General features: G+C 68.6%; 19 protein-coding genes. 6 read left to right on the top strand and 13 right to left on the bottom strand.

The genetic code is table 11. The annotated features are described in order from the left end of the window. Positions 1-12 precede the first annotated feature (12 nt). Positions 13-2,172 (bottom strand): excinuclease ABC subunit UvrB, encoded by a 2,160-nt coding sequence (uvrB, locus tag AU194_RS01635; protein WP_059087450.1) that lies wholly within the window; start codon positions 2,170-2,172, stop codon positions 13-15. Between the two features lie 58 nt (positions 2,173-2,230). Here uvrB and AU194_RS01630 point away from each other — a divergent pair, with 58 nt between their 5' ends. Together AU194_RS01630 and AU194_RS01625 are read left to right on the top strand one after the other, a co-directional pair. Continuing rightward, entirely contained in the window at positions 2,231-2,737 is a 507-nt protein-coding gene (locus AU194_RS01630) for a DUF402 domain-containing protein (protein ID WP_197417486.1), read from the top strand. A gap of 10 nt (positions 2,738-2,747) precedes the next feature. Further along, complete coding sequence (locus AU194_RS01625; RefSeq protein WP_059087448.1) at positions 2,748-3,275, top strand: hypothetical protein; 528 nt, start codon at positions 2,748-2,750, stop codon at positions 3,273-3,275. A gap of 4 nt (positions 3,276-3,279) precedes the next feature. On the opposite strand, the gene coaE is transcribed toward AU194_RS01625, so the two are convergent. The 5 genes from coaE to AU194_RS01600 form a co-directional block, all read right to left on the bottom strand. Then, the gene (coaE, locus tag AU194_RS01620; protein ID WP_059087447.1) at positions 3,280-4,437 is read right to left on the bottom strand and encodes a dephospho-CoA kinase; all 1,158 of its coding nucleotides are present in this window, start codon (positions 4,435-4,437) and stop codon (positions 3,280-3,282) included. Between the two features lie 77 nt (positions 4,438-4,514). Next, entirely contained in the window at positions 4,515-5,954 is a 1,440-nt protein-coding gene (gene rpsA, locus AU194_RS01615; RefSeq protein WP_059087446.1) for a 30S ribosomal protein S1, read from the bottom strand. A gap of 119 nt (positions 5,955-6,073) precedes the next feature. Then, positions 6,074-6,661 (bottom strand): TetR/AcrR family transcriptional regulator, encoded by a 588-nt coding sequence (locus AU194_RS01610; protein WP_059087445.1) that lies wholly within the window; start codon positions 6,659-6,661, stop codon positions 6,074-6,076. Further along, positions 6,658-7,473: an NAD(P)-dependent oxidoreductase gene (locus tag AU194_RS01605; RefSeq protein WP_059087444.1), complete on the bottom strand. Its 816-nt coding sequence runs from the start codon at positions 7,471-7,473 to the stop codon at positions 6,658-6,660. Before AU194_RS01605 ends, AU194_RS01610 begins: the two co-directional genes overlap by 4 nt. Further along, positions 7,470-7,925, bottom strand: coding sequence for a nuclear transport factor 2 family protein (locus tag AU194_RS01600; RefSeq protein ID WP_059087443.1), 456 nt, complete (start codon positions 7,923-7,925; stop codon positions 7,470-7,472). The genes AU194_RS01605 and AU194_RS01600 overlap by 4 nt, the downstream gene beginning before the upstream one ends. 39 nt (positions 7,926-7,964) lie before the next feature. Here AU194_RS01600 and AU194_RS01595 point away from each other — a divergent pair, with 39 nt between their 5' ends. Further along, positions 7,965-9,122 carry a PrsW family intramembrane metalloprotease gene (locus tag AU194_RS01595; protein WP_059087442.1) on the top strand — a complete coding sequence of 386 codons (1,158 nt, stop codon included), beginning with the start codon at positions 7,965-7,967 and terminating at the stop codon, positions 9,120-9,122. Here the strand turns inward: AU194_RS01595 and AU194_RS01590 are convergent. The 3 genes from AU194_RS01590 to AU194_RS01580 all read right to left on the bottom strand — a co-directional run bounded on the left by AU194_RS01590 (position 9,107) and on the right by AU194_RS01580 (position 13,551). After that, positions 9,107-9,916, bottom strand: coding sequence for an acyl-CoA thioesterase II (locus AU194_RS01590; RefSeq protein ID WP_059087441.1), 810 nt, complete (start codon positions 9,914-9,916; stop codon positions 9,107-9,109). The genes AU194_RS01595 and AU194_RS01590 overlap by 16 nt on opposite strands. Position 9,917: 1 nt before the next feature. Continuing rightward, a complete protein-coding gene (gene polA, locus AU194_RS01585) occupies positions 9,918-12,578 on the bottom strand; it encodes a DNA polymerase I (RefSeq protein ID WP_197417485.1) in 2,661 nt (886 codons plus the stop codon). 82 nt (positions 12,579-12,660) lie between these two features. Further along, complete coding sequence (locus tag AU194_RS01580; RefSeq protein WP_059087439.1) at positions 12,661-13,551, bottom strand: LysR family transcriptional regulator; 891 nt, start codon at positions 13,549-13,551, stop codon at positions 12,661-12,663. A gap of 70 nt (positions 13,552-13,621) precedes the next feature. On the opposite strand from AU194_RS01580, the gene AU194_RS01575 reads away from it, so the two are divergent. The 3 genes from AU194_RS01575 to AU194_RS01565 are packed head-to-tail and all read left to right on the top strand — an operon-like array spanning position 13,622 to position 15,972. Beyond that, entirely contained in the window at positions 13,622-14,293 is a 672-nt protein-coding gene (locus AU194_RS01575) for an alpha/beta fold hydrolase (RefSeq protein WP_059087528.1), read from the top strand. A 46-nt stretch (positions 14,294-14,339) separates the two neighbouring features. Beyond that, a complete protein-coding gene (locus tag AU194_RS01570; protein WP_059087438.1) occupies positions 14,340-14,783 on the top strand; it encodes a Zn-ribbon domain-containing OB-fold protein in 444 nt (147 codons plus the stop codon). Beyond that, positions 14,776-15,972, top strand: a complete 1,197-nt coding sequence (locus tag AU194_RS01565; protein ID WP_197417478.1) for a lipid-transfer protein — start codon at positions 14,776-14,778, stop codon at positions 15,970-15,972. Before AU194_RS01570 ends, AU194_RS01565 begins: the two co-directional genes overlap by 8 nt. A gap of 19 nt (positions 15,973-15,991) precedes the next feature. On the opposite strand, the gene AU194_RS01560 is transcribed toward AU194_RS01565, so the two are convergent. The 4 genes from AU194_RS01560 to AU194_RS01545 form a co-directional block, all read right to left on the bottom strand. Then, positions 15,992-16,735: an ABC transporter ATP-binding protein gene (locus AU194_RS01560; protein ID WP_059087436.1), complete on the bottom strand. Its 744-nt coding sequence runs from the start codon at positions 16,733-16,735 to the stop codon at positions 15,992-15,994. Then, positions 16,719-17,546, bottom strand: coding sequence for an ABC transporter ATP-binding protein (locus tag AU194_RS01555; RefSeq protein WP_059087435.1), 828 nt, complete (start codon positions 17,544-17,546; stop codon positions 16,719-16,721). The genes AU194_RS01560 and AU194_RS01555 overlap by 17 nt, the downstream gene beginning before the upstream one ends. Continuing rightward, positions 17,543-18,679 (bottom strand): branched-chain amino acid ABC transporter permease, encoded by a 1,137-nt coding sequence (locus AU194_RS01550; protein WP_157575852.1) that lies wholly within the window; start codon positions 18,677-18,679, stop codon positions 17,543-17,545. Before AU194_RS01550 ends, AU194_RS01555 begins: the two co-directional genes overlap by 4 nt. A gap of 152 nt (positions 18,680-18,831) precedes the next feature. Then, on the bottom strand, positions 18,832-19,869 hold the full coding sequence (locus tag AU194_RS01545; protein WP_059087434.1) for a branched-chain amino acid ABC transporter permease: 1,038 nt from the start codon (positions 19,867-19,869) through the stop codon (positions 18,832-18,834). Positions 19,870-19,904 lie beyond the last annotated feature (35 nt).

The following is a 19,904-nucleotide window of genomic DNA, read 5'->3' as shown; positions in this document are numbered from 1 at the left end:
GTCAACCGCCGGTCATTTCAGCCCGGCGGCGTCCATGCCGCGCAGCTCCTTCTTGAGGTCCTGGATCTCGTCGCGGATGCGGGCGGCCAGCTCGAACTGCAGGTCGCGGGCGGCGGTCATCATCTGCTCGGTCAGATCCTTGATCAGATCGGCCAGTTCGGCCCGCGGCATGTTGGTGGTGTCGCGGCCCTCGACGATGCCGGCGCTGACCGCCCGGCCCGGCTCGCCCTGGGCGCGCCTGCCGCGCGAGGCGTTGCGGCCCGAACCGCCCACCTCGACGGTCTCGGTGTCCTCGGCCTCGCGGTAGACCTGGTCGAGGATGTCGGCGATCTTCTTGCGCAACGGCTTCGGGTCGATCCCGTGTTCTTTGTTGTACGCGATCTGCTTGGCGCGACGGCGTTCGGTCTCGTCGATCGCCTCACGCATCGAGTCGGTGATCTTGTCGGCGTACATGTGCACCTCACCCGAGACGTTGCGGGCGGCGCGGCCGATGGTCTGGATGAGGCTGCGGGTGGACCGCAGGAACCCCTCCTTGTCGGCGTCGAGGATCGCCACCAGCGATACCTCGGGCAGGTCGAGACCCTCACGCAGCAGGTTGATGCCGACCAGCACGTCGTACTCGCCGAGTCGCAGTTGCCGCAGCAGTTCGACGCGTCGCAGCGTGTCGACCTCGGAGTGCAGGTATCGCACCCGGATGCCCAGCTCGAGAAGATAGTCGGTGAGATCCTCGGCCATCTTCTTGGTCAGCGTGGTGACCAGGACGCGCTCGTCGAGTTCGGTGCGTTTGCGGATCTCACCGATCAGGTCGTCGATCTGCCCCTTGGTGGGTTTGACGATCACCTGCGGGTCGACCAGACCCGTCGGGCGGATGACCTGTTCGACGAACTCACCGCCGGACTGGCTCATCTCGTAGGGACCCGGTGTCGCGGACAGGTAGACGGTCTGCCCGATCCGCGACGCGAACTCCTCCCACGTCAGCGGCCGGTTGTCCACCGCCGACGGCAGCCGGAAACCGAAGTCGACGAGGTTGCGTTTACGCGACATGTCGCCCTCGTACATGCCGCCGATCTGCGGCACCGTCACGTGCGACTCGTCGATGACGAGGAGAAAGTCCTCCGGGAAGTAGTCGAGCAGCGTGGCGGGCGCCGTTCCCGGACCGCGTCCGTCGATGTGGCGCGAGTAGTTCTCGATGCCGGAGCAGAACCCGACCTGCCGCATCATCTCGATGTCGTAGTTGGTGCGCATGCGCAGCCGCTGCGCCTCCAGCAGCTTGCCCTGCCCCTCGAGTTCGGCCAGCCGTTCCTCGAGTTCCTGCTCGATCGAGGTGATCGCTTGCGCCATGCGCTCCGGGCCTGCGACGTAGTGCGTCGCGGGGAAGATCCGCAGCGAATCGACCCGGCGGACGATGTCACCGGTCAGCGGGTGCAGGTAGTACAGCGCCTCCACCTCGTCGCCGAAGAATTCGATCCGCACGGCGAGCTCTTCGTAGGACGGGATGATCTCGACGGTGTCGCCACGCACCCGGAATGTGCCGCGGGTGAACGCCATGTCGTTGCGGGTGTACTGCACGTCGACGAGCAGGCGCAGCAGCGCGTCGCGCGGCACCTCCTCGCCCACCGTGAGCTCGACGGAGCGGTCCATGTAGGACTGCGGCGTGCCGAGGCCGTAGATGCAGGACACCGAGGCGACCACGACGACGTCACGCCGGGACAGCAGGCTCGACGTCGCGGAGTGCCGCAGCCGCTCCACGTCGTCGTTGATCGAGCTGTCCTTCTCGATGTAGGTGTCCGTCTGCGCGATGTACGCCTCGGGCTGGTAGTAGTCGTAGTACGAGACGAAGTACTCGACGGAGTTGTGCGGCAACATCTCTCGCAGCTCATTGGCGAGCTGGGCGGCCAGCGTCTTGTTCGGCGCCATCACGAGCGTGGGACGTTGCAGCCGTTCGATCAGCCACGCGGTGGTCGCGGACTTACCGGTGCCGGTGGCGCCCAGCAGGACGACGTCCTTCTCCCCCGCCCGGATGCGGCGTTCGAGGTCGTCGATGGCGGCGGGCTGGTCGCCGGCCGGCTCGTAGGGGCTGACGACCTCGAACCGCTTGCCGGTACGCACCATCGCCTCGACCGGGCGGTACTCCGAATGCGCGAGTACGGGGTGTTCGGTAGCGAATGCCATTTCACCAGGGTAGAACCAGCGACCGACACGTTTCTGTTCCCAGCCCTATGCTGCAGGTATCCACGCGCCCAAACACGAGACCTTCGACCTGCTCGCCTGCACGAACACCGATCCCAAAGGCATCGTGCGGGCCGTCGACGTCTATTCGGTCGAGTCGTGGGGGTTGTACATGGCGCGCCCCACCCCCGGCCGCGCGCAGTTCCACTACCTGGAGTCGTGGCTGCTGCCGTCGCTGAACCTGCGGGCGTCGGTGTTCCACTTCAATCCCGGCTTCGAGAAGGACCAGGACTTCTACCTCGATATCGGCGCCTATACCCCCGGGCCGGACCGGTGGACCGCCGAGGACCACTACCTCGACATCGTGGTGCGCACCGGATTGGGCGCCGAACTGTGCGACGTCGACGAACTGCTCACCGCGGTCCGGCACAACCTGCTGACCCCGGAGGCCGGCGAACAGGCGGTGCAGACCGCCGTCAGCACAGTCGGCGGCCTTGCCCGCCACGGGTACGACCTGCACAGCTGGCTGGCCGGGCACGGCATGGTCCTCTCGTGGCGAACATTGTAAGGTCACCTATATGAATTCCGTCATGCGCGCGGGAACAGTGGTGATGAGCGCCGCCGTCGGCGGTGTCCTGGTGAGCCCCGCCGTCGCCGTCGCGGACCCGGACAGCGATACGCAGACCGTGGTCTCGGAGGCGCCGCCGGTGCTGCACAACGTCGTGTACCGGGCCCGGATCGACGGCGTCTCCCGCGGCGCCACCGTGACCTACGAAGCCGAGGGCGACCAGACGCTGACCGCGAATCCGACGATGGTGCCGGGCCGCGTCTTCGAGGTGAACACCGTGCTTCCCGAGTCCGACGTGGCCACGATGAAGGTGTCGGTGCAGTGGCCGTACTCGGCGAATCTGCACTGCGAGGTGCTCATCGACGATCAGCTCGCCGCCCAGGCCGACGATTTCGTCGCCCCGCGGTTCCTGCCACAGGACCCCGACTACGCCGTGCTGACCTGCGAGGCCCCGGTCGCGGCGGCGGTACGGAATGCGCCCGTCGAACCGCCGGTCGAACCGGCCCCGCCCGCCGAGCCGCCGGCTCCGGTCGCCTGACCCGTCAGGGGCGCCAGCCGGTCTCCTCGGCCCACGCCAGCGCCGTGGGATAGGCCTGGGCGAACCACGGCTCCTTGGCCTCGGCATAATCCGGGGCCGTCAACGCGGCACGCTTGACCTGGAGGTACTCCTCTCGGGCCGTGGGTTCGGCGGCCAGCCACGCCGGGAACAGCAGCGCGAACCGCTGGTTGGGCCAGCCGTCGACGCGGATGTGGATGTTGGCCGGGCGACCCGGGTCGGCCGCGCCGTGCAGCCGTTTGCCCCACCGGCCGCTGTCGTCGTGCGCGACGTCGGAGTCGACGCCGTCCACCCGCGGGTACCCGACGGCGGCCAACGCCCCGGCGATCTCGTCGGCATCGTCGAGCGAGGCCACCGTCACCTGGACGTCGACGACGTTCTTGGCGTCCAGTCCGGCGACCGCGGTGGACCCCACGTGGTCGGCCCGCAGCACCTTCGCACCACCGGCGGCCTTGAGCCGGTTGATGATTCGCTGCGCGTCGGCGGCCCAGGCCGGATCGTGCGGCACCAGCTTCGGTTCGACACACACCCGCTGACCGGTGCGGATGTTCTCGGCCAGCGGCAGCACCCGCTCCTCCCACAGCCGGCGCGCGGCCGCGACGATCTCCTCCTGGGTGCCCGAATTGTCCAGCACGACATCGGCGATCGCGCGGCGCTGCTCGTCGGTCGCCTGCGCCTTCATCCGTGCGCGTGCGTCGTGTTCGGGCAGGCCGCGTTTGATCAGGCGGGTCACCCGGGTCTCCTCGTCGGCCCAGACCACCACGACGAGCGGAAAGAACGGCGCCATACCGGTTTCCACCAGCAGCGGGATGTCCTCGACGACGACGGTGCCCGGCGCGACCGAGTCGATGATCTCCTGACGTCGCTTGCCCACCAGCGGATGCACGATGCCGTTCAGCTTGGCACGCTGTTCGTCGTCCTGAAAAGCCTTGGCCGCCAACGCCGGTCGGTTGAGCGCACCGTCAGGCAGCAGGATGTCGTCACCGAAGGCCTCGACCAGGGCGGCCAGCCCCTCGGTCCCCGGTTCGACGACCTCGCGAGAGATGACGTCGCCGTCGACGACCACGCCGCCGCAGTCCGCGAACGTCGCGGACACCGTCGACTTGCCCGCCCCGATACCTCCGGTCAATCCGATTCTCAGCACCGCACCAGTGTGTCAGGGCCCTTGAACGACGACCGCCCCGGCTCGGTGAGCCGGGGCGGTCGTACTGGAGTTACTGCTTAGGCGTTGCCAGCCAGCTTCTCGCGCAGAGCGGCGAGCTGGGCGTCGCTGGCGAGCGTTCCGCCGGTCGACTCCTCCGAGCGAGACGAACCGTTCGACACCGGACGCGAGGCCTCCTCGGCCTCGGCGGCGGCAAACTTCTCCATCTGCGCGGTGTGCATCTTGTGCCGGCGCTCGGCCTCGGCGTAGCGGGACTCCCACTCCTCACGCTGCTTCTCGAAACCTTCGAGCCATTCGTTGGTCTCGGAGTCGAAGCCCTCGGGGAAGATGTAGTTGCCCTGCTCGTCGTAGCTGTCGGCCATACCGTACTTCGACGGGTCGAACTCCTCGGTGTAGTCCTCGTTGGCCTGCTTGAGCGACAGCGAGATCCGGCGACGCTCCAGGTCGATGTCGATGACCTTGACCATCGCGTCGTCGCCGACGGTGACGACCTGGTCCGGGACCTCGACGTGGCGCTCGGACAGCTCCGAGATGTGCACCAGACCCTCGATGCCCTCTTCGACGCGGACGAACGCACCGAACGGCACCAGCTTGGTGACCTTGCCCGGCACGATCTGGCCGATCGCGTGGGTGCGGGCGAAGTGGCGCCACGGATCTTCCTGAGTCGCCTTGAGCGACAGCGAAACCCGCTCGCGGTCCATGTCGACGTCGAGGACCTCGACGGTGACCTCGTCGCCCACGGTGACGACCTCGGACGGATGGTCGATGTGCTTCCAGGACAGCTCGGAGACGTGCACCAGGCCGTCGACACCGCCGAGATCGACGAACGCGCCGAAGTTGACGATCGAGGACACGACACCCTTGCGGATGGCGCCCTTCTGCAGCTGGTTGAGGAACTCGCTGCGGACCTCGGACTGGGTCTGCTCCAGCCACGCGCGGCGCGAGAGCACCACGTTGTTGCGGTTCTTGTCGAGCTCGATGATCTTGGCCTCGATCTCCTTGCCGATGTACGGCTGCAGATCGCGGACGCGACGCATCTCCACCAGCGATGCGGGCAGGAAGCCGCGCAGGCCGATGTCGAGGATCAGGCCGCCCTTGACGACCTCGATGACGGTGCCCTTGACGGCCTCGTCCTTTTCCTTGAGCTCTTCGATGGTGCCCCAGGCGCGCTCGTACTGTGCACGCTTCTTGGACAGGATCAGGCGGCCTTCCTTGTCCTCCTTGGTGAGGACCAGGGCTTCCACCTCGTCGCCGACGGACACAACCTCATTGGGGTCGACGTCGTGCTTGATGGAGAGCTCGCGGGAAGGGATGACGCCTTCGGTCTTGTAACCGATGTCTAGGAGTACTTCGTCGCGATCGACCTTGACGATCGTCCCTTCGACGATGTCGCCATCGTTGAAGTATTTGATGGTCTTGTCGATGGCGGCGAGGAAGTCCTCAGCCGAGCCGATGTCGTTGACGGCTACTTGCGGCGAGGTGACGGAGGGACTTGGCATGTGGTGGGTTGCTCCGGACAGGTTTTCTCGTAGGTACAGGTGATTGGTTCGTGACCTGAGATCGCGCACACAGGTACTCGTTCAGGCTACTCGACTCGGTCCACGCAGGACAAACCCGGTCAGCCGCGCGGTGCGGCACCGCGTGCCATCGCACAGATCGCGGTGGTCACCCGGTCCAGGTGCGCGGCGGTCACCGGCTGCCCCAGCGCGATCAGCCGCCAGAACACCAGCGCCCCCATCGCGTCCACGATAACGTCCTGATCAGCGTCGACGGCCAATTCTCCGCGATCTGCGGCGCGCTCGAGGACGGCGAACCCACGGGCCCGCCGGGGCCGGCCGACGTAGGTCATCAGGGCGTCGGCGAGCGTCGGGGTGCGCTGGGCCTCGGCGAGCAGGTCCGGGTAGACGCGGCGGACCCGGTCGTCGGTCAACCAGCCGACGACGTCGTCGAGCAGGGCCCGCACGTCACCGGGGAGCGACCCGGTGTCCGGTGCGGGCTCGGTGGGGACGCTCAGCGTCCGCATCAGATCGGCGGTCATCTCGACCTTGGAGGGCCACCGCCGGTACAGCGCACTCTTGCCGACGCCGGCGCGGCGGGCGACGGCGTCCATCGTCAACCCGCCGAATCCCTTGTCGGCGAGTTCGTCGAGCACCGCCACGAGGATCGACTCGGTGACCCGCGCGTCGCGGGGCCGTCCGGCGTTCATACCGGCTGCACCGCGCGCAGGTAGTCGGCGAAGCGGCGCGGGGGTGTTCCGGTGAGCCGCTCGACGGTGTCGGCGACGACGGCCTGGCCGCCCTCGCGGACCAGCGCGTCGAGCGCGGCGAGCACCGTGGCGAAGGCGGCGTCGTATCCGGCGGCGACGAGGACGGCGACGAGGCGGTCGTGATCGACGGCACGGTGGCGGACCGCCCGGCCGGTCGCCGCCGCGACGATGGCGGCGGCGTCGTCGTACGTGAGCGCCTCCGGCCCCGTCAGCAGGTGTTCCTCGCACCGCGCTTCTGCCGCGGTGAGCAGGTGCGCCGCGGTGCGTCCGATGTCACGGGCGTCGATGAACGCCAGTCGACCGCGCCCGGCGGCCGTGACGAATTCGCCGTTGCGGCGGATGCTGTCGGCGATCGGGTGCCGACCGGTGAAGTTCTGCATGAACCAGGACGGGCGCAGGATCTCCCACTCACCGAATGCGTCGCGCACGGCGGCGGCCACCTCCCCCAGGCCCGGATCGCCGAATGCGACCGCCGACGAACTCAACGCCACCACCCGCCGCACGCCCGCGGCGACGGCCCGCTCGAGGAACGGGCCGACCGCGGTCATCGGATCCGGATCGCCGACCGGCGCGACCAGGTACATCCGATCCGCTCCGTCGAGGGCGTCGTCCCAGGTCGTGCGATCGGCCCAGTCGAAGCGGTGGTGGCCGTGCCTGCTCGCGGCGCGGACCTCCGGTGAACGCCCCAGCGCGTCGATCACCGCGCTGCCCGTGTTGCCGGTGGCGCCGAGGACGAGAACCGCGCCGCTCATCGCCGGACCTGCGCGTCGAACGCGGCTCGCATCTCATCGACGCCGCCGAGTGCGGCGGCGGCCGCGAGCGGATTCCAGTAGTCGCGGTAGGCGACGATCCCGTCGGGGCCGACGGTGATCACGGCGACGTACGCGATGTCGTATGGCAGGCCCGTCTTGACGGCGACCCCGGTGACGGCCCATTCGAGGATGACCGTGTCGGGGTCGGTGGTGTCGTGCCGCGTCATCCGAGTGACGGCGCGGACGTCGACGGTGTCGGTGTAGTCGGCGAGATAGGCCCGCACGGCCTCGCGGCCGACGGGCGCCGGCCACCCGGGCGGCGCGAACGGGAAGCTCATGGTGCCGTCGGGCGCCCACTGGTCGGCGAATGCGGACATGTCGTGGGCCAGTAGCGCCTTCGTGAGCCGGTCGATGGTCTGGTGAGCGCGCCGGCGGCGGTCGCGGTCGGTCATCGGGATCTCCTCCTAATTACGAGACGATACCGTCTCGTATTGCGTCAACCGTGCTGCGCCACGACGTATTCCGGCTACCCTGCTCGGGTGTCTCACCCCGGCGCCCCCTGGACCCGACGGGTGCGTGACGTCGGCGCACCTCTGGGCGTGTTGATCGCCCTCGGCACGCTCACCGGTCTGCTGGTCATCCTGTTGACGGCGGTGAACCCGGTCGGCACCGCCGTCGGGTTCGTGTTGTCCAGCGTCGCGATGACCGTCGTCGTGCTGGCCTATCTGTGGCTGGACCGCTGGGAACCCGAGCCGCCGCGGCTGTTGGTGTTCGCGTTCGTCTGGGGCACCTCGGTGGCCGTCGTCGTCTCGGCGGTGCTGCAACTGGTCCTGGAGGCGTGGATCCATCCCGCCGTCGGCGACACCGGCACCAGCCCGGTGACGCTGGCACTGGGCGCCCCGTTGACCGAGGAAGCGGCCAAGGGGCTCTTCCTGCTGGTGATGATGACCGGCGCCCGCCGCCGCGAGATGAACTCGCTGACCGACTGCCTGGTCTACGCGGGGTTGGTCGGCGCCGGTTTCGCCTGGCTCGAGGACATCCTCTACATCGCCAACGGCGAATCGCTGGCCGACTCGCTGCTCACCGCGGCCCTGCGGCTCATCATGGCGCCGTTCGCGCATTCGCTGTTCACGACGGCGTTCGCGATCGGCGTCTGGTACGCGCTGAACCGGCGCGACACCGCCGCCCGCATCGGCTTCCTGCTGCTCGGTTACGCCGGCGCGGTGCTGCTGCACGCGATGTGGAACGGCTCCTCGATGTTCGGCGCCGGGGCGTACTTCGGCCTGTACGTGTTCTGGATGATGCCGATCTTCGGGCTCGCGATCGTGCTCGCGGTCCGCAGTCGCCGTCGCGAGCAGCAGATCGTGGCGGCCAAACTGCCGGGCATGGTGGCCGCCGGCCTGCTGACGCCCGCCGAGGCGAGTTGGCTCGGATCGCTGGCGACCCGCAAACGCGCGATCGCAGAGGCGCGGCGGGTCGGCGGTGCACCGGCCGCCCGGTCGGTGGCGAGGTTCGCCAACCAGGTGGTCGAGCTGGCGTTCGTCCGCGACCGCATCGACCGCGGGTTCGGCGACGCCCGCGTCGTGGGCCTGCTGCACGAGGAGACCTACGCGCTGTACGCCGCGCGCGCGGGTCAGGCCTTGAAGTAGACCACCTGGTGGGTGGTGACGAGCAGTTCGCCTGCGCGGCTCCACAATTCGGCGGACTGGTCGAAGTAGCCGCGGGAGAACCGGTTGCCGCGGGTGCGGGCGAGCACGTAGTCGTCGCCGACGGCGCCGAGCGCTGCGGAGTCGGCGTGGAAGTAGATGGTCATCGAGATGGTGCCGGCCGGTGAGATCGCACCCCGCCGCAGGAACACCCGCGGATAGAAGATGTCGCTCATCGCCGTGAGCGCCGGGAAGTCGAGTCCGCGACCCCGGCGGTCGCGCGCCCACAGCGTCGTCGCCGACGACGGCGCCGGACCCGCGCCTTCGCCGGGCACGCCGCCTTCGACATACCGCGTCTCGTAGTTGCCTGCCCACACGATGATGTCGGGCAGCCCGGATTCGGCGACACGATCGGGCGCGGGCACCTCCGGCATGGTGGCTTCGGTGTCCGACCACGTGTCGCGGCGGGTGCCGAAGACGGCGGTGGCGTTCGTCTTCACCGCCCCGTCCTGCCGGAGCTCGACGACCCAGTGCTGGTTGGTGCGGTTGGTCCGGATGCAGGTGGCCACGACGTCGAAGGCGCCGTCGGCCACGGGTGCCGCGTAGTTGACGGTCAGCGCGACCGGTTCACCGATGCGGTCGGGGTGTTTCTCGACGGCGTGCAGCAGGACCGCGGCGGTCATCCCGCCGAACGGTCCGACCATGTTGGCCCAATCCGGGTGGGTGTGCCCGCGCCAGTGACCGGCGTGCAACACCGGTTCGAGCGCGACCGCGGCGTCGAAGGGGTGCTCCGTCACCTCAGTGCGCCGCCGCGTCCCAGCTGCGGCCGTATCCGACGCTGACCTCCAGCGGCACGTCGAGCGGGTAGGCACTGCCCATCTTGTCGCGCACCAGCGCCTCGAGCGTGTCCCGCTCCCCCTCGGCGACCTCGAACAGCAGCTCGTCGTGCACCTGCAGCAGCATCCGCGACTTCAGCCCGGCGTCCTTGATCGCCTGGTCGACGTCGATCATCGCGACCTTGATGATGTCGGCGGCGCTGCCCTGGATCGGGGCGTTGAGCGCGGCCCGCTCGGCGGCTTCGCGCACGTTGCGGTTGCTGCTGTCGAGTTCGGGCAGATAGCGCCGACGGCCGAACACCGTCGAGGTGTAGCCATCCTTACGGGCCTGGTCGACGACGTCGCGGAGGTAGTCGCGGATGCCGCCGAACCGTGCGAAGTACTGGTCCATCTGGACCTTGGCCTCTTCGGTCGAGATCTTGAGCTGCGCGGCGAGCCCGTAGGCGCTCAACCCGTACGCCAGGCCGTAGGACATCGCCTTGACGCGACGCCGCAGATCCGGTGTCACTTCGTCGATCGGGACGTCGAACGCCCGCGACGCGACGAACGAGTGCAGGTCCTCGCCGGTGTTGAACGCCTCGATCAGCCCGGCGTCCTGCGACAGGTGCGCCATGATGCGCATCTCGATCTGGCTGTAGTCGGCGGTCATGAGCTCGGCATAACCCTGGCCTACCACGAATGCGTCGCGGATGCGCCGGCCCGCCTCGGTGCGGATCGGGATGTTCTGCAGGTTCGGCTCGGTCGACGACAGCCGGCCGGTCGCGGCGATCGTCTGGTTGAACGTGGTGTGAATGCGCCCGTCGGAGGCCACGGAGTTCAGTAGCCCATCGACGGTGACCTTGAGTCGGGTGGCGTCGCGGTGGGCGAGCAGATGCTGCAGGAACGGGTGACCGGTCTTGTCGAACAGGGACTGCAGCGCGTCGGCGTCGGTGGTGTAGCCGGTCTTGGTCTTCTTCGTCTTGGGCATCTCGAGTTCGTCGAACAGCACCGCCTGCAGCTGTTTCGGGGACCCGAGGTTGATCTGCTTGCCGATCACCGCGTAGGCGGCTTCGGCGGCGTCGCGGATCAGGTCGGCGAACTCGCTCTGCAGCGCGCGCAGCTGGTCGATGTCGACGGCGATGCCGATGTGCTCCATGTCGGCGAGCACCCGCTGCACCGGCAGCTCCATGCGGCCCAGCAGCGACGACGAGTCGATCCGCGCGAGTTCCTCGTCGAGGGCGTCGGCGAGGTCGAGCACCGCCACCGCGCGCAGGATCAGGGTTTGGATCGCCTGGTCGTCGCCGCCCTCGCTGTCGTCGAGCAGCGAGAGTTGTTGTTGCGCAGGGTTGTCCGCGCGCAGTTCGCGGCGCAGGTAGCGCAGCGACAGATCGTCGAGGCTGAAGCTGCGCTGGCCGGGACGCACGAGGTAGGCGGCCAGCGCGGTGTCGGAGGTGACTCCGCGCAGCGTCCACCCGCGCCCGGCCAGATCGTGGATGGCGAGCTTCGCCTCGTGCAACGCCTTCGGCGGGCCCGGATCGGCCAGCCAGGACGCCAGCGCGGCCTCGTCGTCGGGGTCCAGCGTCGCGGTGTCGATGTAGCGTCCGTCGCCGTCGGAGGCGACGATGGCCAGCGCGGTGGCGTCGGCGTCGTAGGCCAGGTGCGTACCGACGACGGCCATGCCGAACCGGTTGCCGAGGCTGTGTTCGGACAGCCAGGCGGCGAGCTCACCGCGCTCGAGCGCCTTGCCGCGCACGTCGAACCCGTGCTCCACCTCGGGTTCGACGGCGGCCAGCGTCTCGAACAACCGGTCGCGCAGCACCCGGAACTCCAGGTCGTCGAAGAGGCGGTGGATCTGGTCGCGGTTCCAGGGCTGCACCCGCAGCGTGTCCGGGGTGTGCGGGAGCGGGACGTCCTTGACCAGGTCGGTGAGTTCCCGGTTGAGCACCACGTGCGACAGGTTGGCCCGCAGCGCGTCGCCGACCTTGCCCTTGACCTTGTCGACGTTGTCCACGAGCGCCTGCAGCGACCCGTACTCGGCGATCCACTTGGTCGCCGTCTTCTCCCCCACGCCGGGGATGCCGGGCAGGTTGTCACTGGGGTCGCCGCGCAGGGCCGCGAAGTCGGGATACTGCTGTGGGGTGAGCCCGTACTTCTCGAGCACCGCCTCGGGGGTGAACCGGGTCAGCTCGCTGACGCCCTTGCGGGGGTAGAGCACGGTCACGTCGTCGCTGACGAGCTGCAGCGCATCGCGGTCGCCGGTGACGACGAGCACCCGGTACCCCTCCGCCTCGGCCTGGGTGGCCAGCGTGGCGATGATGTCGTCGGCCTCGAAACCGGGTTCTGCCAGCACCCCGATGCCGAGTGCCGCCAGCACCTCCTTGGTGATGTCGATCTGCCCGCGGAACTCGTCGGGCGTCTTCGACCGGCCTGCCTTGTACTCGGGGTACTTGTCGATGCGGAAGGTCTGCCGGGAGACGTCGAACGCGGCCGCCACGTGGCTGGGCTGTTCGTCGCGCAGCAGGTTGATCAGCATCGCGGTGAAGCCGTAGACCGCGTTGGTGGTCAGCCCGCCCTGGGTCTTGAAGTTCTCCGCGGGCAGCGCGTAAAAGGCGCGGTAGGCCAGCGAGTTGCCGTCCAGCAGCATCAATGTCGGCTTGTCATCCGCCTTGGCGGCTGTCTTCTGGCTCGCCGTGTTCTTGGTCGCTGCGGGGCTCACGGGCTCAACTCTAGGCACCCCGTCCGACACGCACGTGCTCGCGGGCCATGCCGATGAGCACCCGCGCCGCCGGGCCGACCGGTCCGTCCGCGCGCCACGCCAGCACGAGCCGGCCCCGCAGCGCCGGGCGGATCGGGACGGCATGCAGATCGGGCCGGTTGCGGGCCAGCGACTGCGGGACGATCGCGACGCCGAGCCCGCGCGCGGCCAGCGCGGCCAACTCCTGCGGCGTGCTCGCCTCGAACGCCACCCGCGGGGCCAGCCCGGCGGCCGCGAACGCCTCCTCGAGTCGGCGGCGCAGCCCCGTCCCCGAGGGCAGCGCGATCAGCGGGCGCTGGGCGAGCGCCGAGACGGTGACCGTCCGGCGGCCGGACCACGGATCGTCGAGGCCCACCGCCGCACTGACCGCCTCGTCGGTGGTGACCTCGATCGCGAGTCCGTCGGGCACCTCGTCGGCGCCCACCGAGGCGATGACGACGTCGAAGTGCCCGGCCCTTACCCCTTCGATCAACCGATCGGACTCCGCGGTGGTCAGGGTGATCTCCACGCCCGGGTGGGCGGCATGGAATCCGGCCAACAGGCGCGGCATGTCGACGTCGTGCGCGGTGACGGTGCCGATCACCACCGACCCGCGAACCAGGCCCGCGACGTCGTCGACGGCGGCGCGCGCGTCGGCGACCGCGCCCAGCGCCACCCTCGCGTACGGCAGCAGTGCAGTACCCGCCGCGGTGAGTCGTACCTGCCGCCGTGTCCGGTCGAGCAGCGGTTGACCGAGTTCACGTTCGAGGCGGGCGATCTGGGCGCTCACCGCGGGCTGAGCGACGTGCACCCGCTGCGCGGCGCGGGTGAAGTTGGCCTCGTCGGCGACCGCGACGAAGTACTCGAGCTGACGCAGTTCCATAACTGATCACAATAGTTTGGTTCACAAATCCATCTTGGACTTATAGTGGATGCTCTTGCACGGTGGAGACATGTCCACCTTCATCCTCGTACCCGGCGCCTGCCACGGCGCGTGGTGCTTCGACGACCTCGTCGACGCGTTGCGCGACCGCGGCCACCGCGCCCTGGCCTACACGCTCACCGGCGTCGCCGAACGTGCCCACCTGGCCCACGGCGGCGTCAACCTCGACACCCACATCACCGACATGTGTGCGGCGCTCGCCGCCGTCCCCGACGACGATCTCGTCCTGGTCGGGCACAGCTACGGCGGCATGGTCATCACCGCGGTGGCCGACCGGATGCCCGACCGTGTCGACGCGCTGGTGTACCTGGACGCGCTCGTCCCCCGCGACGGCGAATCCTGTTGGGATCTGGTCAACGACGACGAGCGGCAGTGGTATCTCGGTGTCGACCGCACCGGCTACGGCGTCCCGCCGCTGCCGTTCTTCGACGACCGCGCCTCGGCGCATCCGCTCGCCTCGCTGCTTCAGCCCATCGAACTGGGCGGCGCCCTGAGCAGGGTGCGGCGCCGCGACTACGTCTACGCCCTGGACTGGCCCGGGGAGTCCCCGCTGCTGCGGTCCTACGAGCGGGTCCGCGACGATCCCGCGTGGCACTGCCACGAACTCGATGGCAAGCACAACCTCATGCGCGACAACCCCGACGATCTGCTGCGCATCCTGCTCGATGCCGCCGCCCGCTGACTGGAACACGTTTCAGTTTTGCCCGTCCTCTGGGTACGCTGACCGCGTGTCAGCACCTCCTACGCAACCGGCGATCGACGGCTGGTTCGCCACGGACGGGTCCGGTGGGGCCTATCTGATCGGCGGCAAGTGCCACCAGTGCGGGACCTACGTCTTTCCTCCGCGGGCCAACAACTGCCCCAACCCCGCCTGCGACGGCGACGACCTTGCGCAGGTTCCGCTGTCGCGGCGCGGGACGTTGTGGAGCTACACCGAGAACCGGTACGCCCCGCCGCCGCCGTATCCGTCCCCGGATCCGTTCGAGCCGTTCGCCGTCGCCGCCGTCGAACTGGCCGACGAGGGCCTGATCGTGCTGGGCAAGGTGGTCGAGGGCACGTTGGCCGCCGATCTGAAGGTCGGCATGGAGATGGAACTGACCACGATGCCGCTCTACACCGACGACGACGGGACCGAACGCATCGTGCACGCGTGGAGGATCGCTGATGCCTGAGCCGGTGTACATCCTCGGTGCGGGTATGCACCCGTGGGGTAAGTGGGGCCGCGACTTCACCGAATACGGTGTCGTCGCCGCCCGCGCCGCCCTGGCCGAAGCCGGCCTGGACTGGCGTCAGATCCAACTGGTCGCCGGCGCCGACACCATCCGCAACGGCTACCCCGGCTTCGTCGCCGGCTCGACGTTCGCGCAGAAACTCGGCTGGAACGGCGTACCCGTGACGTCGAGTTACGCCGCATGCGCGAGCGGTTCGCAGGCGCTGCAGAGCGCCCGCGCGCAGATCCTGGCCGGCTTCTGCGACGTCGCGCTGGTCATCGGCGCGGACACCACGCCGAAGGGCTTCTTCGCCCCGGTCGGCGGGGAACGCAAGAACGATCCCGACTGGCAGCGCTTCCATCTGATCGGCGCGACCAACACCGTGTACTTCGCGCTGCTGGCCCGCCGCCGCATGGACCTCTACGGCGCGACCCTCGAGGACTTCGCGCAGGTGAAGGTCAAGAACGCCCGCCACGGCCTGGACAACCCCAACGCGCGCTACCGCAAGGAAGCCTCCGTCGAGGACGTGCTGGCCAGCCCCGTCGTGTCGGATCCCCTACGGCTGCTGGACATCTGCGCGACATCCGACGGTGCGGCCGCGGTCATCGTGGCGAGCAAGGCGTTCACCGAGAAGCACCTCGGCTCGGTCGAGGGCGTGCCGTCGGTGCGCGCAGTGAGCCTGCAGACCCCGCAGTATCCGCAGCATCTTCCCGAACTGCCCGACATCGCCACCGATTCGACGGCCGTGGTGCCCGCACCGGAGCGGGTGTTCAAGGACCAGATCCTCGACGCGGCCTACGCCGAAGCCGGGATCGGTCCGGAGGATCTGTCCCTGGCCGAGGTCTACGACCTGTCTACCGCGCTGGAACTCGACTGGTACGAGCACTTGGGCCTGTGCGCCAGGGGTGAAGCCGAACAGCTGTTGCGCAGCGGCGCGACGAGCATCGGCGGCCGGATCCCGGTCAACCCGTCCGGCGGATTGGCGTCCTTCGGTGAGGCCATCCCCGCCCAGGCGATCGCCCAGGTCTGCGAACTGAGTTGGCAGCTCAAGGGTCAGGCCACCGGCAGGCAGGTGGAGGGCGCAAAGGTGGGCGTGACCGCGAACCAGGGGCTGTTCGGCCACGGCTCGTCGGTGATCGTCGCGCGCTAGCTTCGGCGCACCTTCAGGTCTACGCGACGCCGAGGTAGGCCGAGCGAATGCTGTCGTCGTGCAACAGTTCCCGTGCGTCGCCCGTGCGGGTGATCTCCCCGGTCTCGAGGATGTAGGCACGGTCCGAGCGGGACAGCGCCTGCTGGGCGTTCTGCTCGACCAGCAGCACCGTGGTGCCCTGCGCGTTGATCTCGGCGATGATCTTGAAGATCTGCGAGATCACCATCGGCGCAAGGCCCATCGAGGGTTCGTCGAGCAGCAGCACCTTGGGCCTGGCCATCAGCGCGCGTCCGATCGCGAGCATCTGCTGTTCGCCGCCGGACAGGGTGCCGCCAACCTGGGTACGGCGTTCGGCGAGCCGCGGGAAGGTCTCGAACACCCAGTCCAGCCGCTCGCGATGCTCCGCCTTGGTGTCGAACCTCCGTGCGTAGCAACCCATTTCGAGGTTGTCGGTGACCGTCATCCCGGGGAACACGCCGCGACCCTCGGGCGCCTGGATCAGCCCGTCGGCCACCCGCCGGTGCGCCTTGACCCGTGACACGTCCTGTCCGTCGAACCACACCGACCCCGACGTGAGCGGGCGCAACCCCGAAATCGCGCGCATCATCGTGGTCTTACCCGCACCGTTGGAGCCCAGCAGCGTGACCAGTTCGCCCTCGTGGACCTTCAGCGACACACCATGCAGGGCGCGGATCCGGCCGTAGTGCACGACGGCGTCGCGCACCTCGAGCAGAACTCGGCGCTGCTCAACCGATTTCGTCATCAGGCACTCCCAGGTAGGCGGCGATGACCTTCGGGTCCTCGCGGATCTCGGCGGGCAGCCCGTCGGCGATCTTGCGGCCGAACTCCAGCACCACGATCCGGTCGGTCACGCCCATCACCAGCCGCATGTCGTGTTCGATGAGCAGCACCGTGTAGCCGTCGTCGCGGATCTTGCGGATCAGGTCGATGAGCGCGGCCTTCTCGGCGGGGTTGAACCCGGCGGCGGGCTCGTCGAGGCACAGCAGCTTGGGCTCGGTGGCCAGCGCGCGGGCGATCTCGAGGCGTCGCTGATCGCCGTAGGACAGGTTCTTGGCCTTCTCCTCACCGCGGTGGGCGATGCCGACGAAATGGAGGAGTGCAGCGGATCTCTCGATCGCCGACTTCTCCTCGCGGCGGTGCCGGGGCGTGCGGATCAACGCCCCCGGCACCGACGTGCGGTGCCGCGCATCGGTTCCCACCATGACGTTCTCGAGTGCGGTCATCTCCCCGAAAAGCCGGATGTTCTGGAACGTCCTGGCGATACCGCGGCGGGTGATCTGGTGGCGTTTGATCCGGCCGAGGGGTTTCCCGTCGAAGGTCACCGACCCCGAACTCGGCCGGTAGACACCGGTGATGGCGTTGAAGCAGGTCGTCTTGCCCGCGCCGTTCGGTCCGATCAGGCCGAGGATCTCACCGCGCCGGATGTCGAAGGTCACCTTGTCCAGTGCGGTCAGCCCGCCGAACTTCACGGTCAGCTCGTGGGTGGCCAGCAGCGTCTCGCCCTCGGCGGCCTCGATCTCGCGGTGCACACCGGAAAGCTCCTCGATGCTCATCGCGTCACCTCCTCCTTCTCACCGGGCGCCCGCCGCAACATGTCCCGCGCGGCCTTGCCGTAGGCCAGGAGTTGGGCACGCGCGGGGAACAGCCCCTGCGGCCGGAAGATCATCAGCACCACCAGCGCCATCCCGAAGAACAGGTACTTCAGATCACCGAGGTTGATGCCCAGGAAGTGCACGCCCAGCAGCCGGTTGGGCAGGTACACGATGATGAACGCGCCGAAGATGACACCGAGTTTGTTGCCCTGTCCGCCGAGCACCACCGCGCACAGGAACAGCATCGAGTTGATGATGTTGAACGTCACCGGCGCCACGTACTGCACCTGGCCGGCGTACAGCGCCCCGGACAGCCCGCCGATCGCGGCGCCGATCACGAACGCCCACAGTTTGAAGCGGAAGGTGTTGACCCCCATCACTTCCGCGGCGTCCTCGTCCTCGCGGACCGCGATCCACGCCCGGCCGACCCGGCTGCGTTCCAGGTTGCCGACCAACAGCAGGATGCCGACGATCAGCACGAGCCCGAGCCAGAACCACCAGGTGCCGTAGTTCGCGTCACCGCCCGAATTCCCCTTGGAGAACACGCCGTCGGCCAGCCGTTCGCTCTCCCCCAGCCGCGGATACTCGACCTCGTTGAGCCCGCGCGGGCCGTTGGTGACGTCGGAGAGGTTGTCGGCGAGCAGGCGGATGATCTCGCCGAATCCGAGCGTGACGATGGCCAGGTAGTCGCCCCGCAGTCGCAGCGTCGGGGTGCCGAGGATCAGCCCGGCCAGCGCCGTCACCGCCATCGCCAGCGGCACGCAGGCCAGCCACGCCCAGTCCGTGGCGAACCAGCCGCCGTCGCCCGCCTTGTTCCACGGGCTGCTCGGGCTGGTCAGCAACGCGACGGTGTACGCGCCGACCGCGTAGAACCCGACGTAGCCGAGGTCGAGCAGACCGGCCTGTCCGACAACGACGTTGAGGCCGATCGCGATGATCGCGACCATCGCGAACTGGGCCATGGTGCCACCGAAGCTGATGCCGGGCGTGTCGAGCCAGGACGGCGTGAAGATCGGCAGCAGTCCGATCGCGAGGAACAGCACGATCCCGACGACCCACTTCTGGAGCCGCGACAGGCCGTCCCACCACGTCATGGTCCGGTGATAGGCGCGGGTGATCCACCGCCACACCAGGAGCACGGCACGGACGATGGGCTCCCAGACGGGCCGGGTGCGCTCCACCAGCGGTTCGAGGGTTCGCCCGAGCGTCCGGAACCGGAGTTCGAGCGCCCTGGTCAGACGATTGCTCATACCCGTGCCTTCCCGAGGCTCTCACCGAGTATCCCGGTGGGACGGATCAGCAGGACCAGGACGAGCAGGACGAACGCCACGACGTCACGCCACTGCGTGCCGAACACCGCCTGTCCGTAGTTCTCCATGATGCCGAGGATGAGGCCACCGAGCAGGGCGCCGCGCAGGTTCCCGATGCCACCGAGCACCGCCGCGGAGAACGCCTTGATGCCGAGCAGGAAGCCGCCGGAGTAGATGATGCCCTGCGGCACCTTGAGCGTGTAGAGCAGCGCCGCGGCCCCGGCCAGCAGGCCGCCGATCATGAACGTCAGCATGATCACTCGCTCGCGGGACACCCCCATCAGCGTCGCGGTGTTGGGGTCCTGGGCGACGGCGCGGATGCCGCGGCCGAACTTCGTGCGGTTGATGGCGATGTCGGTCAGCAGCGCGAACACCAGTGCCGCGCCGATGATCACCAGCGTCACGTTGGAGACCGAGGCGCCGAACACCTCGAACTGGGTCTTGGGCTGTACCAGGATGATCGGCTGCTGGGCGTTGCTGCCGCCGTAGCCCTTGATGATCTTCGGCAGGATGAAGTGCACGAACTCCTGCAGCACGAACGACATGCCGATCGCGGTGATGAGGAAGGTCAGCGGTCTGGCGCCGCGTTTGCGCAGCGGCCGGTAGGCCACCGCTTCCAGTCCTACTGCCGCCGAACCCGATACGAGCATCGCGAACAGCATCGCGATCGCGAGATAGAGCACCGTCAGCGCGACGCCCTTGTTGTACGCGTTGCCCGACGGGGTGAAGCCGAGGATGAAGTCCAGGCAGAAGTACGCGCCGAACATGCCGAGCATGAAGATCTCGGAGTGCGCGAAGTTGATCAGCCGCAGCACACCGAAGACCAACGTGTAGCCGACCGCGACCAGCGCGTAGATCGCACCCCACGACAGACCGTCGATCGTCAACTGCCAAAAGCCGTTTCGCAGCCCCTCGAGGTTGAAGCTGATATTCGCCGCCAGACAGGCGTACTGGTCGACGCACTCGGCGATCATCGGTGGCGGGGACTCCTCGGCACGGTGGGTGGCGG

Origin of the sequence: Mycobacterium sp. GA-2829 (assembly GCF_001499965.1) — a bacterium.
Lineage (GTDB): Bacteria > Actinomycetota > Actinomycetes > Mycobacteriales > Mycobacteriaceae > Mycobacterium.
This window is presented reverse-complemented; position numbering and strand designations above follow the sequence as displayed.